The sequence below is a fragment of the Pseudomonas sp. NY15181 genome (assembly GCF_048068055.1).
Classification (GTDB): Bacteria; Pseudomonadota; Gammaproteobacteria; order Pseudomonadales; family Pseudomonadaceae; genus Pseudomonas.
In genome coordinates, this window is the sequence record NZ_JBLUPT010000005.1 from 17,394 (window position 1) to 29,668 (window position 12,275).

At 58.2% G+C, this 12,275-nt stretch carries 22 protein-coding genes; all 22 read left to right on the plus strand.

Annotated features, from left to right (window positions below):
* The first annotated feature begins 7 nt into the window (after positions 1 to 7).
* Positions 8 to 2,137 (plus strand): elongation factor G, encoded by a 2,130-nt coding sequence (gene fusA / locus ACNFBT_RS13700; RefSeq protein WP_416750130.1) that lies wholly within the window; start codon positions 8 to 10, stop codon positions 2,135 to 2,137.
* Positions 2,138 to 2,167: 30 nt separating this feature from the next.
* On the plus strand, positions 2,168 to 3,361 hold the full coding sequence (gene tuf / locus ACNFBT_RS13705; RefSeq protein WP_152219891.1) for an elongation factor Tu: 1,194 nt from the start codon (positions 2,168 to 2,170) through the stop codon (positions 3,359 to 3,361).
* 155 nt (positions 3,362 to 3,516) lie between these two features.
* The gene (gene rpsJ / locus ACNFBT_RS13710; protein ID WP_003243886.1) at positions 3,517 to 3,828 is read left to right on the plus strand and encodes a 30S ribosomal protein S10; all 312 of its coding nucleotides are present in this window, start codon (positions 3,517 to 3,519) and stop codon (positions 3,826 to 3,828) included.
* An 82-nt stretch (positions 3,829 to 3,910) separates the two neighbouring features.
* A complete protein-coding gene (gene rplC / locus ACNFBT_RS13715; RefSeq protein WP_024767389.1) occupies positions 3,911 to 4,546 on the plus strand; it encodes a 50S ribosomal protein L3 in 636 nt (211 codons plus the stop codon).
* Positions 4,547 to 4,560: 14 nt separating this feature from the next.
* Positions 4,561 to 5,163: a 50S ribosomal protein L4 gene (gene rplD, locus ACNFBT_RS13720; protein WP_017521904.1), complete on the plus strand. Its 603-nt coding sequence runs from the start codon at positions 4,561 to 4,563 to the stop codon at positions 5,161 to 5,163.
* The gene (gene rplW / locus ACNFBT_RS13725) at positions 5,160 to 5,459 is read left to right on the plus strand and encodes a 50S ribosomal protein L23 (protein WP_015475322.1); all 300 of its coding nucleotides are present in this window, start codon (positions 5,160 to 5,162) and stop codon (positions 5,457 to 5,459) included. Before rplD ends, rplW begins: the two co-directional genes overlap by 4 nt.
* A gap of 11 nt (positions 5,460 to 5,470) precedes the next feature.
* Entirely contained in the window at positions 5,471 to 6,292 is an 822-nt protein-coding gene (gene rplB / locus ACNFBT_RS13730; protein ID WP_024767388.1) for a 50S ribosomal protein L2, read from the plus strand.
* A 16-nt stretch (positions 6,293 to 6,308) separates the two neighbouring features.
* The gene (rpsS, locus tag ACNFBT_RS13735) at positions 6,309 to 6,584 is read left to right on the plus strand and encodes a 30S ribosomal protein S19 (RefSeq protein WP_015475324.1); all 276 of its coding nucleotides are present in this window, start codon (positions 6,309 to 6,311) and stop codon (positions 6,582 to 6,584) included.
* A 12-nt stretch (positions 6,585 to 6,596) separates the two neighbouring features.
* The gene (gene rplV, locus ACNFBT_RS13740) at positions 6,597 to 6,929 is read left to right on the plus strand and encodes a 50S ribosomal protein L22 (RefSeq protein WP_015475325.1); all 333 of its coding nucleotides are present in this window, start codon (positions 6,597 to 6,599) and stop codon (positions 6,927 to 6,929) included.
* 13 nt (positions 6,930 to 6,942) lie between these two features.
* Positions 6,943 to 7,629, plus strand: coding sequence for a 30S ribosomal protein S3 (rpsC, locus tag ACNFBT_RS13745; protein WP_024767387.1), 687 nt, complete (start codon positions 6,943 to 6,945; stop codon positions 7,627 to 7,629).
* Between the two features lie 11 nt (positions 7,630 to 7,640).
* Complete coding sequence (gene rplP, locus ACNFBT_RS13750) at positions 7,641 to 8,054, plus strand: 50S ribosomal protein L16 (protein WP_009617163.1); 414 nt, start codon at positions 7,641 to 7,643, stop codon at positions 8,052 to 8,054.
* Complete coding sequence (rpmC, locus tag ACNFBT_RS13755) at positions 8,054 to 8,245, plus strand: 50S ribosomal protein L29 (RefSeq protein ID WP_416750135.1); 192 nt, start codon at positions 8,054 to 8,056, stop codon at positions 8,243 to 8,245. The genes rplP and rpmC overlap by 1 nt, the downstream gene beginning before the upstream one ends.
* A gap of 2 nt (positions 8,246 to 8,247) precedes the next feature.
* Complete coding sequence (gene rpsQ, locus ACNFBT_RS13760; protein ID WP_152219907.1) at positions 8,248 to 8,514, plus strand: 30S ribosomal protein S17; 267 nt, start codon at positions 8,248 to 8,250, stop codon at positions 8,512 to 8,514.
* A gap of 16 nt (positions 8,515 to 8,530) precedes the next feature.
* A complete protein-coding gene (gene rplN / locus ACNFBT_RS13765) occupies positions 8,531 to 8,899 on the plus strand; it encodes a 50S ribosomal protein L14 (protein ID WP_017521901.1) in 369 nt (122 codons plus the stop codon).
* Between the two features lie 12 nt (positions 8,900 to 8,911).
* Positions 8,912 to 9,226: a 50S ribosomal protein L24 gene (rplX, locus tag ACNFBT_RS13770; RefSeq protein WP_015475328.1), complete on the plus strand. Its 315-nt coding sequence runs from the start codon at positions 8,912 to 8,914 to the stop codon at positions 9,224 to 9,226.
* A gap of 19 nt (positions 9,227 to 9,245) precedes the next feature.
* A complete protein-coding gene (gene rplE, locus ACNFBT_RS13775) occupies positions 9,246 to 9,785 on the plus strand; it encodes a 50S ribosomal protein L5 (RefSeq protein WP_043248941.1) in 540 nt (179 codons plus the stop codon).
* Between the two features lie 13 nt (positions 9,786 to 9,798).
* The gene (gene rpsN / locus ACNFBT_RS13780) at positions 9,799 to 10,104 is read left to right on the plus strand and encodes a 30S ribosomal protein S14 (protein WP_416750141.1); all 306 of its coding nucleotides are present in this window, start codon (positions 9,799 to 9,801) and stop codon (positions 10,102 to 10,104) included.
* Between the two features lie 189 nt (positions 10,105 to 10,293).
* Entirely contained in the window at positions 10,294 to 10,686 is a 393-nt protein-coding gene (rpsH, locus tag ACNFBT_RS13785; protein WP_015475331.1) for a 30S ribosomal protein S8, read from the plus strand.
* Between the two features lie 11 nt (positions 10,687 to 10,697).
* Positions 10,698 to 11,231, plus strand: coding sequence for a 50S ribosomal protein L6 (rplF, locus tag ACNFBT_RS13790; RefSeq protein WP_015475332.1), 534 nt, complete (start codon positions 10,698 to 10,700; stop codon positions 11,229 to 11,231).
* A 10-nt stretch (positions 11,232 to 11,241) separates the two neighbouring features.
* The gene (gene rplR / locus ACNFBT_RS13795; protein ID WP_009617172.1) at positions 11,242 to 11,592 is read left to right on the plus strand and encodes a 50S ribosomal protein L18; all 351 of its coding nucleotides are present in this window, start codon (positions 11,242 to 11,244) and stop codon (positions 11,590 to 11,592) included.
* Between the two features lie 3 nt (positions 11,593 to 11,595).
* Positions 11,596 to 12,096 (plus strand): 30S ribosomal protein S5, encoded by a 501-nt coding sequence (gene rpsE, locus ACNFBT_RS13800; protein ID WP_009617173.1) that lies wholly within the window; start codon positions 11,596 to 11,598, stop codon positions 12,094 to 12,096.
* A gap of 2 nt (positions 12,097 to 12,098) precedes the next feature.
* Positions 12,099 to 12,275: a 50S ribosomal protein L30 gene (gene rpmD / locus ACNFBT_RS13805; RefSeq protein ID WP_021219605.1), complete on the plus strand. Its 177-nt coding sequence runs from the start codon at positions 12,099 to 12,101 to the stop codon at positions 12,273 to 12,275.

A 12,275-nucleotide genomic window follows, 5' to 3' on the forward strand; every position in this document is an offset into this window, starting at 1 on the left:
GGGCTTTATGGCTCGTAATACAGCAATCAACCGCTACCGGAACATTGGTATCTGTGCCCACGTTGACGCGGGCAAGACCACCACTACCGAGCGGATCCTGTTCTACACAGGTCTCAGCCACAAGATGGGTGAGGTACACGACGGCGCTGCTACCACCGACTGGATGGTGCAGGAGCAGGAGCGTGGTATCACCATCACTTCCGCTGCGATCACCACCTTCTGGGAAGGTTCGCGCGGCCAGTACGACAAGTACCGCGTAAACGTCATCGACACCCCCGGCCACGTAGACTTCACCATTGAAGTTGAGCGCTCCCTGCGCGTGCTGGACGGCGCTGTCGTTGTGTTCTGCGGCACCTCCGGCGTTGAGCCGCAGTCCGAAACCGTATGGCGTCAGGCCAACAAGTACGGCGTTCCGCGTATCGTCTACGTGAACAAGATGGACCGCGCCGGGGCCAACTTCCTGCGCGTCGTCGGTCAGATCAAGAACCGTCTGGGTCACACCCCGGTTCCAGTTCAGCTGGCCATCGGTGCAGAAGATGACTTCCAGGGTCAGATCGACCTGATGAAGATGAAGGCCATCTACTGGAACGAAGACGACAAGGGCACCTCTTACCGTGAGGAAGAGATCCCTGCCGAGCTGCTGGACCTGGCCACCGAGTGGCGCAGCAACATGGTCGAGGCTGCTGCCGAAGCCAACGAAGAGCTGATGAACAAGTACCTGGAAGAGGGTGAGCTGTCGATCGAAGAGATCAAGGCCGGCCTGCGTCAGCGTACTATCGCCTGCGAAATCGTTCCGGCTGTCTGCGGTTCCTCCTTCAAGAACAAGGGTGTGCCCCTGGTTCTCGACGCCGTCATCGACTTCCTGCCTGCTCCGACCGAGATTCCGGCGATTCAGGGCGTCCACCCGGACAGCACTGATGACAACGAAATCCACGACGAGCGTCCGGCTGACGACAACGCTCCGTTCTCCGCTCTGGCGTTCAAGATCGCTACCGACCCGTTCGTAGGTACTCTCACCTTCGTTCGCGTTTACTCGGGCGTTCTGGAGTCCGGCAACTCGGTTGTCAACTCCGTGAAAGGCAAGAAAGAGCGCGTTGGTCGTATGGTGCAGATGCACGCGAACCAGCGTGACGAGATCAAAGAAGTACGCGCTGGCGACATCGCGGCTCTGATCGGCATGAAGGACGTCACCACCGGTGACACCCTGTGCGACATCGAGAAGCCGATCATCCTCGAGCGTATGGACTTCCCGGAGCCGGTAATCTCGGTAGCTGTTGAGCCGAAGACCAAGGCTGACCAGGAGAAGATGGGCATCGCCCTCGGCAAGCTGGCTCAGGAAGACCCGTCGTTCCGCGTCAAGACCGACGAAGAAACCGGCCAGACCATCATCTCCGGTATGGGTGAGCTGCACCTGGACATCCTCGTCGACCGCATGAAGCGCGAGTTCGGCGTTGAGGCCAACATCGGCAAGCCGCAGGTTTCCTACCGCGAAACCATCTCCAAGGACAACGTTGAGATCGAAGGCAAGTTCGTTCGCCAGTCCGGCGGTCGTGGCCAGTTCGGTCACTGCTGGATTCGTTTCTCGACTCCGGACGTGGACGAGAAGGGCAACATCACCGAAGGTCTGGTCTTCGTCAACGAAGTCGTAGGTGGTGTGGTTCCGAAGGAATACATCCCGGCGATCCAGAAGGGTATCGAAGAGCAGATGAAGAACGGCGTCGTTGCCGGCTATCCGCTCATCGGCCTGAAGGCGACCGTCTTCGATGGTTCCTACCACGACGTCGACTCCAACGAGATGGCGTTCAAGATCGCTGCCTCCATGGCGACCAAGCAGCTGGCCCAGAAGGGCGGTGGTAAGGTGCTTGAGCCGATCATGAAGGTAGAGGTGGTGACTCCTGAGGACTACATGGGCGACGTGATGGGTGACCTGAACCGTCGTCGCGGTCTGATTCAGGGGATGGAAGACTCGGTTTCCGGTAAGGTGATTCGTGCCGAGGTTCCGCTGGGCGAAATGTTCGGTTACGCAACCGACGTGCGTTCCATGTCCCAGGGTCGCGCAAGCTACTCTATGGAATTCTCCAAGTACGCCGAAGCTCCGTCGAACATCGTCGAAGCTCTCGTTAAAAAACAAGCTTGATTCAGCCCTTTAAGTAAGAGGTTTACTGTCGTGGCTAAGGAAAAATTCGAACGTAACAAACCGCACGTCAACGTCGGCACCATCGGTCACGTTGACCACGGTAAAACCACTCTGACCGCTGCTCTGACCAAGGTCTGCTCCGAGACCTGGGGCGGCTCCGCTCGCGCTTTCGACCAGATCGACAACGCGCCGGAAGAGAAGGCTCGTGGTATCACCATCAACACCTCTCACGTTGAATACGACTCGCCCGTTCGCCACTACGCGCACGTAGATTGCCCGGGCCACGCCGACTACGTGAAGAACATGATCACCGGTGCTGCCCAGATGGACGGCGCGATCCTGGTTTGCTCGGCTGCTGACGGCCCCATGCCGCAGACCCGCGAGCACATCCTGCTGTCCCGTCAGGTAGGCGTTCCTTACATTGTCGTGTTCCTGAACAAGGCCGACATGGTTGACGACGCCGAGCTGCTGGAACTGGTCGAGATGGAAGTTCGCGACCTGCTGAACACCTACGACTTCCCGGGCGATGACACCCCGATCGTCGTGGGTTCGGCTCTGATGGCTCTGAACGGCCAGGATGACAACGAGATGGGCGTTTCCGCCGTGCGCAAGCTGGTAGAGACCCTGGACTCCTACATCCCTGAGCCGGTTCGTGCAATCGACCAGCCGTTCCTGATGCCGATCGAAGACGTGTTCTCGATCTCCGGTCGTGGCACCGTGGTAACCGGCCGTGTTGAGCGTGGCATCGTCAAGGTTCAGGAAGAAGTGGAAATCGTCGGCATCAAGGCGACCACCAAGACCACCTGCACCGGTGTTGAAATGTTCCGCAAGCTGCTCGACGAAGGTCGTGCTGGTGAGAACGTCGGCGTTCTGCTGCGTGGCACCAAGCGTGAAGACGTAGAGCGTGGCCAGGTTCTGGCCAAGCCGGGCACCATCAAGCCGCACACCAAGTTCGAGTGCGAAGTGTACGTGCTGTCCAAGGAAGAAGGTGGTCGTCACACCCCGTTCTTCAAGGGCTACCGTCCGCAGTTCTACTTCCGTACCACCGACGTAACCGGCAACTGCGAACTGCCGGAAGGCGTTGAGATGGTAATGCCGGGCGACAACGTGAAAATGGTTGTTACCCTGATCGCTCCGATCGCCATGGAAGATGGCCTGCGCTTCGCGATCCGCGAAGGCGGCCGTACCGTTGGTGCCGGCGTGGTTGCCAAGATCATCGAGTAATCGCTGATCCGCTCCAGAAAAAGGGACCCTTCGGGGTCCCTTTTTTGTTGAGTTGGTTAAATATTGACACCCCCCAGGTGCATCCGTACAATTGCGCCTCCTTTTAACGGGCGGAGTCCGTCCGTTGGGAATGGCAACTTGGAGTCTGAGGTCAAATGCAAAATCAACAAATCCGTATTCGGTTGAAGGCTTTTGATCACCGCCTGATCGACCAATCTACCCAGGAAATCGTGGAAACCGCGAAACGTACTGGCGCTCAGGTGCGTGGTCCGATTCCTCTGCCGACCCGCAAGGAACGTTACACCGTGCTGATTTCCCCGCACGTCAACAAGGACGCTCGTGACCAGTACGAAATTCGTACCCACAAGCGTGTTCTCGACATCGTTCAGCCGACCGACAAAACCGTCGACGCGCTGATGAAGCTCGACCTTGCTGCTGGCGTCGAAGTACAGATCAGCCTCGGCTAATGCCTTCGGCATTGGTCGTGTAACGCTCTGAAATGGGCGGCCATAGCGGGTGAAAGCCCCGTACACTAAAGAGGTTCTAAAGATGACAATTGGTGTTGTCGGTCGTAAGTGCGGCATGACCCGCATCTTCACCGAAGATGGTGTCTCCATTCCGGTCACGGTCATTGAGGTCGAGCCGAATCGCGTCACCCAGTTCAAAAACGAAGAAAGCGATGGCTATCGCGCTGTGCAGGTAACTGCTGGCGAGCGCCGTGCTTCTCGCGTGACCAAGGCGCAAGCTGGTCACTTTGCCAAGGCGAATGTCGCCGCCGGTCGCGGCGTGTGGGAGTTCCGTCTGGGCGAAGAGGAGTTCAAGGCAGGCGATTCCATCTCTGTCGATCTGTTCCAGGCAGGCCAGCTGGTAGACGTTACCGGCGAGTCCAAGGGTAAAGGCTTCGCCGGTACCATCAAGCGCTGGAACTTCCGTGGTCAAGATAACACCCACGGTAACTCCGTTTCCCACCGCGTCCCGGGTTCCATCGGCCAGTGCCAGACTCCTGGTCGAGTGTTCAAGGGCAAGAAAATGTCGGGCCACATGGGTGCTGAGCGCGTAACCGTTCAATCCCTTGAGGTCGTGCGTGTCGACGCAGAGCGCAATCTGCTGCTGGTCAAAGGTGCCGTTCCCGGCGCTACCGGTGGTGATGTGCTGGTGCGTCCGGCAGCCAAGGCTCGCGGTTAAGAGAGGAAGCTGAGATGCAACTGAATGTAAATGGCGCTCAGGCGATCGAAGTTTCCGAGCGTACTTTTGGTAGCGAATTCAACGAGACTCTGGTTCACCAGGCAGTCGTCGCCTACATGGCTGGCGGTCGTCAGGGCACCAAGGCTCAGAAAACTCGTTCCGAAGTCTCCGGTGGTGGCAAGAAGCCGTGGCGTCAGAAGGGCACTGGCCGTGCTCGTGCTGGCACCATCCGTAGCCCCATCTGGCGTGGCGGCGGCGCGACCTTCGCAGCCAAGCCCCAGGATCACTCCCAGAAGCTCAACAAGAAGATGTACCGCGCTGCTCTGCGCTCCATCCTCTCTGAGCTGGTTCGTCTGGATCGTCTGGTTGTCGTTGCCGACTTCGCTGTCGACGCACCGAAGACCAAGGGTCTGGTCAGCAAGCTGGAAGGCCTGGGCCTGAAAGATGTACTGATCGTCACCGAAGGCGTCGATGAGAACCTGTACCTGGCAGCTCGCAACCTGGCCCATGTCGACGTACGTGACGTCCAGGCTTCCGATCCGGTCAGCCTCATCGCCTACGACAAGGTGCTGGTCACCGTGTCTGCCGTGAAGAAGTTCGAGGAGCTGCTGGCATGAACCAGGAACGCGTATTCAAAGTGCTGCTGGGCCCGCATATCTCCGAGAAGGCCACTGGCCTGGCGGACGGCAACAGCCAATTCGTTTTCAAGGTTGCCACTGATGCAACCAAGCTGGAAATCAAGAAGGCCGTAGAAAGCCTGTTCGGCGTGAAAGTACGTCGCGTCACCACCCTGAACGTTCAGGGCAAGACCAAGCGTACCGTTCGCGGCCTGGGCAAGCGTAACGACTGGAAAAAAGCGTACATCGCTCTCCAGCCGGGCCAGGATCTCGATTTCGCAGCTGGCGCTGAGTAAAGGGGTGCATCATGGCAATCGTTAAATGCAAACCGACTTCCGCTGGTCGTCGTTTCGTCGTCAAGGTAGTGAACCAGGACCTGCACAAAGGTGCTCCGTTCGCTCCCCTGCTCGAGAAGAAGTCCAAGTCGGGCGGCCGTAACAACAACGGTCGTATCACCACCCGTCATATCGGTGGTGGCCACAAGCAGCACTATCGTCTGGTCGACTTCCGTCGCAACAAGGATGGCATTCCTGCCATCGTTGAGCGCGTCGAATACGATCCGAACCGTACTGCTCACATCGCTCTGCTGAAATACGCGGACGGCGAGCGTCGTTACATCATCGCCCCCAAAGGCGTGGTGGCGGGTGATCAACTGATCTCCGGTATCGGCGCTCCGATCAAGGCCGGCAACAACATGCCGCTGCGCAACATCCCGGTGGGTAGCACCATCCACGGTATCGAACTGAAGCCTGGCAAAGGCGCTCAGATCGCTCGCTCCGCTGGCGCTTCGGCTCAGCTGGTTGCCCGTGAAGGCGCTTACGTAACCGTGCGTCTGCGTTCCGGCGAAATGCGCAAAGTCCTGGCTGACTGCCGTGCGACCCTGGGCGAAGTCTCGAACTCCGAGCACAGCCTGCGTTCGCTGGGTAAAGCTGGTGCCAAGCGCTGGCGTGGCGTTCGCCCGACCGTTCGTGGTGTTGCCATGAACCCGGTCGACCACCCGCATGGTGGTGGTGAAGGTCGTACCTCTGCTGGTCGTCATCCGGTATCGCCGTGGGGTCTTCAGACCAAGGGTAAGAAGACTCGCGCGAACAAGCGTACCGACAACATGATCGTCCGTCGCCGCAAGTAAATAGAGGGATACGACAGTGCCACGTTCTCTGAAAAAAGGTCCTTTTATCGATCTTCACCTGCTGAAGAAGATCGAAGTGGCGGTGGAAAAGAACGACCGCAAGCCGATCAAGACCTGGTCGCGCCGTTCGATGATTCTGCCGCACATGGTTGGTCTGACCATCGCTGTCCACAACGGCCGTCAACACGTGCCGGTCCTGGTCAACGAAGACATGGTCGGTCACAAACTCGGCGAGTTCGCTGCTACCCGCACTTATCGTGGGCACGCTGCGGACAAGAAAGCCAAGCGTTAAGGGGTAAGGAAGATGGAAGTAGCCGCTAAGCTCTCGGGCGCTCGTATCTCCGCCCAGAAAGCCCGCTTGGTCGCCGACCAGATCCGCGGGAAGAAGGTGGGCGATGCGCTCAACCTCCTGGCTTTCAGCAACAAGAAAGCCGCCGAGATCATGAAGAAAGTGCTGGAGTCGGCCGTGGCCAACGCCGAGCACAACGAAGGCGCCGATGTAGACGATCTCAAAGTCTCCACCGTCTTCGTCAACGAAGGTCGTTCGCTCAAGCGCATCATGCCGCGTGCCAAAGGCCGTGCTGATCGCATCGTCAAGCGGTCTTGCCATATCACTGTCAAGGTTGCGGACAAGTAACGGAGTCGATCAGATGGGTCAGAAAGTACATCCCAATGGCATCCGCCTGGGTATCGTCAAGGAGCACACCTCCGTTTGGTACGCAGATAAGCGCACTTACGCCGATTATCTGTTCGCCGACCTGAAGGTACGTGAGTATCTCCAAGACAAACTAAAAAGCGCGTCCGTAAGCCGTATCGATATCCATCGTCCGGCTCAAACCGCACGCATCACCATCCACACCGCTCGTCCCGGCATCGTGATCGGCAAGAAAGGTGAAGATGTTGAGAAGCTGCGTCAGGACCTGACCAAGCAAATGGGTGTGCCGGTGCACATCAACATCGAAGAGATCCGCAAGCCGGAACTCGACGGTATGCTGGTTGCGCAAAGCGTAGCTCAGCAGCTGGAGCGTCGCGTTATGTTCCGTCGCGCCATGAAGCGCGCTGTACAGAACGCCATGCGCATTGGTGCCAAAGGCATCAAGATCCAGGTAAGCGGTCGTCTGGGCGGCGCTGAAATCGCTCGTACCGAGTGGTATCGCGAAGGTCGTGTGCCCCTGCACACCCTGCGTGCCGACATCGACTACGCAACCTACGAAGCGCACACCACCTACGGTGTGATCGGTGTGAAGGTTTGGATCTTCAAAGGCGAGGTCATCGGTGGCCGCCAGGAAGAGCTGAAGCCCCAAGCGCCCGCTCCTCGTAAAAAAGCTGCTAAGTAAGGAGTACGCAAATGCTGCAACCTAAGCGTACGAAGTTCCGCAAGCAAATGACCGGTCACAACCGTGGCCTGGCTCATCGCGGTTCCAAAGTCAGCTTCGGCGAGTTCGCCCTCAAGGCAACCAGCCGTGGCCGTCTCACCGCACGTCAGATCGAGTCCGCGCGTCGTGCGCTGACCCGTCACGTTAAGCGTGGCGGCAAGATCTGGATCCGTGTATTCCCCGACAAGCCTGTTACCAAGAAGCCCCTGGAAGTACGTATGGGTAAAGGTAAGGGCGGCGTCGAGTACTGGGTAGCCCAGATTCAACCGGGCAAGGTCCTGTACGAGATCGAGGGTGTATCCGAAGAGCTGGCGCGTGAGGCATTCGCCCTGGCTGCTGCAAAGCTGCCGCTCGCCACCTCCTTTGTTAAGCGGACGGTGATGTGATGAAAGCGAATGAACTTCGTGAAAAATCCGTTGAGCAGCTGAACGAGCAACTGCTCGGCCTGCTGCGCGACCAGTTCAATCTGCGCATGCAGAAAGCAACTGGCCAGTTGGGGCAGTCTCACCTGCTCTCGCAAGTGAAGCGCGACATCGCTCGCGTTAAAACTGTGCTCAACCAGCAAGTAGGTAAGTAATCATGGCTGAAGCTCAGAACACCGTCCGTACGCTGACTGGCCGCGTCGTCAGCGACAAGATGGACAAGACCGTTACCGTTCTGATCGAGCGTCGCGTAAAGCACCCGATCTACGGCAAATACGTGAAGCGTTCGACCAAACTGCACGCCCACGACGAAACCAATCAGTGCCGCGTTGGTGACCTGGTCACCATCCGCGAGACCCGTCCGCTGGCCAAGACCAAGGCCTGGACCCTGGTTGATATCGTCGAGCGCGCGGTTGAAGTCTAAGGGTCGGAGATAGAAGATGATTCAGACTCAATCCATGCTCGAAGTCGCTGATAACAGCGGCGCGCGTCGCGTAATGTGCATCAAGGTGCTCGGCGGTTCCCACCGCCGTTACGCCGGCATTGGCGACATCATCAAGGTCACCGTCAAGGAAGCGATTCCGCGTGGCAAGGTGAAGAAGGGCCAGGTAATGACTGCCGTGGTCGTTCGCACCAAGCACGGCGTACGTCGTACCGACGGTTCCATCATTCGCTTCGACGGCAACGCCGCCGTCCTGCTGAATAACAAGCAGGAGCCGATCGGCACCCGTATCTTCGGGCCGGTGACTCGTGAACTTCGTACCGAGAAGTTCATGAAGATCGTCTCCCTTGCCCCTGAAGTGCTGTAAGGAGTAGCCGTCATGCAAAAAATTCGTCGTGACGACGAAGTCATCGTCATTGCCGGCAAGGACAAGGGCAAGCGTGGCAAGGTGCTGAAAGTTCTCGCTGACGACCGTCTGGTCGTTGGCGGTGTGAACCTGATCAAGCGCCACACCAAGCCCAACCCCATGCTCAATCAGCAAGGCGGGATCGTCGAGAAGGAGGCGCCTCTGCACGTCTCCAACGTCGCCATCTTCAACGCTGAAACCAACAAGGCTGACCGCGTTGGCTTCAAGGTCGAAGACGGTAAGAAGATTCGTGTCTTCAAGTCGACCCAGAAACCGGTTCAGGCTTGAGGGAGCTAGGTAGATCACCATGGCACGATTGAAAGAAATTTATCGGAAGGAAATCGCTCCCAAGCTGAAGCAAGAGCTTCAGCTGGCGAACGTGATGGAAGTTCCGCGCGTTACCAAAATCACCCTGAACATGGGTCTTGGCGAAGCTGTTGGTGACAAGAAAGTCATCGAGAGCGCCGTTGCCGATCTGGAAAAGATCGCGGGTCAAAAGCCGGTTGTGACTTACGCTCGTAAGTCCATCGCTGGCTTCAAGATCCGTGAAGGCTGGCCGATTGGCGTGAAAGTCACCCTGCGTGGCGATCGCATGTACGAGTTCCTGGACCGTCTGCTGTCGATCTCCCTGCCGCGCGTACGTGACTTCCGCGGTCTGAACGCCAAGTCCTTCGACGGTCGTGGCAACTACAGCATGGGCGTCAAAGAGCAGATCATCTTCCCGGAAATCGATTACGACAAGATCGATGCCCTCCGTGGTATGGATATCACTCTGACCACCACCGCTCGTTCGGATGATGAAGGTCGTGCCCTGCTGCGCGCCTTCAACTTCCCGTTCCGCAACTGATTGGAGTAGGACCATGGCTAAAGAGAGCATGAAAAACCGTGAGCTGAAGCGTCAGCAAACGGTAGCCAAGTACGCCAAAAAGCGTGCCGAGCTGAAAGCGATCATCGCTAATCCGAACTCCTCCGCGGAAGAGCGTTGGAGCGCCCAGGTCGCCCTGCAGAAGCAGCCCCGTGACGCGAGCGCCAGCCGCCTGCGTAACCGCTGCCGTCTGACCGGTCGTCCGCACGGCTTCTACCGCAAGTTCGGTCTGAGCCGTAACAAGCTGCGCGAAGCTGCAATGCGCGGTGACGTACCGGGTCTGGTGAAAGCCAGCTGGTAAGTCATTAACGGAGTCGGTGACGACTCCGTTGATCGCTTAACGAAGCAAGCCCCCTCGTGGGGCTTGATTCGTTTTTGAGCGATCTCTAGAATACCCGGCTCCCCCGAGCCAGGGTTTTTGTACGCCTGGTGTTTTGAGGGCGAGTAAAGAAGTTGAAGGCTTATCTTTTGTATCAGGAGCATTAAGCCCATGAGTATGCAGGACCCGTTAGCAGACATGCTAACTCGCATCCGTAATGCCCAGATGGCTGAGAAGACCGTCGTGAGCATGCCGTCTTCCAAGCTGAAAGCGGCAGTCGCCAAAGTCCTCAAGGATGAAGGTTACATTGCGGATTTCCAAGTCACCGCCGAGGCCAAGCCTCTGCTGTCGATCGAGCTGAAGTACTTCGAAGGCAAGCCTGTCATCGAGGAAGTGAAGCGAATCAGCCGTCCTGGCCTGCGCCAGTACAAATCCGTAGACCAGCTGCCGAAAGTTCGCGGCGGCCTGGGTGTTTCGATCGTCTCCACCAACAAGGGTGTGATGACTGATCGTGCTGCCCGTGCCGCTGGCGTTGGTGGCGAAGTGCTCTGCACTGTGTTCTAAGGGGAATCAGCATGTCTCGCGTTGCTAAGAACCCCGTCATTCTGCCCGCCGGCGTTGAAATCAAGCTGGCTGGTCAGGAACTTTCGATCAAGGGTGCCAAGGGCGCTCTCGAGCTGAAAGTACATCCGTCCGTCGAAGTCATTCAGGACAACGGTGAGCTGCGTTTCGCTGCGCGTAACGGCGACCAGCAGACCCGTGCCATGGCCGGTACCACCCGCGCTCTGGTCAACAATATGGTAATCGGCGTCAGCCAGGGCTTCGAGCGCAAGCTCCAGCTGGTCGGCGTTGGTTACAAGGCGCAGGCCAAAGGCCAAGTGCTGTCCCTGGCTCTCGGCTTCTCCCACCCGGTTGATTACGAACTGCCTGCCGGCATCGTCGCGGAAACCCCCAGCCAGACCGACATCCTGATCAAGGGTATCGACAAGCAGCTGGTCGGCCAGGTTGCCGCGGAAATCCGCGACTTCCGTCCGCCGGAGCCGTACAAAGGCAAGGGCGTGCGTTACGCCGACGAAGTCGTCCTTCGTAAAGAAGCCAAGAAGAAGTAGGGCATAGCAAATGAGCGTCAAGAAAGAAACCCGTCTGCGCCGCGCTCGCAAGGCACGCCTGAAGATGCGCGAACTGGAAGCCGTACGCCTCTGCGTGTACCGCTCCTCCCAGCACATCTACGCCCAGGTCATTGCGGCCGATGGCGGCAAAGTCCTGGCCAGCGCCTCGACTCTCGACAAGGAACTGCGCGAAGGTGCCACCGGCAACGTCGACGCAGCCAAGAAAGTTGGTCAACTGGTCGCGGAACGCGCCAAGGCTGCCGGCGTCACTCAGGTGGCGTTCGACCGTTCTGGCTTCAAGTACCACGGTCGTATCAAGGCCCTGGCTGATGCCGCTCGTGAAGGCGGTCTGGAGTTCTAAGTTATGGCAAACAACGATCAAAAGCGCGACGAAGGCTACATCGAGAAGCTGGTTCAAGTTAACCGCGTCGCCAAAACCGTAAAAGGTGGCCGTATCTTCGCCTTCACCGCGCTGACCGTGGTTGGCGATGGCAAGGGCCGTGTTGGCTTCGGTCGTGGCAAGGCGCGTGAAGTGCCGGCCGCTATCCAGAAGGCAATGGAAGCTGCTCGCCGCAACATGATCCAGGTTGATCTGAACGGCACCACCCTGCAGTACCCGACCAAGTCCGCCCATGGCGCCTCCAAGGTGTACATGCAGCCGGCTTCCGAAGGTACCGGTATCATCGCCGGCGGCGCCATGCGTGCTGTCCTGGAAGTGGCCGGTGTGCAGAACGTTCTGGCGAAGTGCTACGGCTCCACCAACCCGGTGAACGTGGTCTACGCAACCTTCAAGGGCCTGAAGAACATGCAGTCCCCTGAGTCGGTCGCGGCCAAGCGTGGCAAGAGCGTCGAGGAGATTCTCTAACCATGGCAACTGTCAAAGTTACCCTGATCAAGAGCGTGAGCGGCCGTCTGGCCAATCACAAGGCTTGCGTCAAAGGCCTGGGCCTGCGTCGCATTGGTCACACCGTTGAGGTTCAGGACACTCCTGAAAACCGCGGCATGATCAACAAGGCCTACTACCTGCTGCGTGTGGAGGGTTAA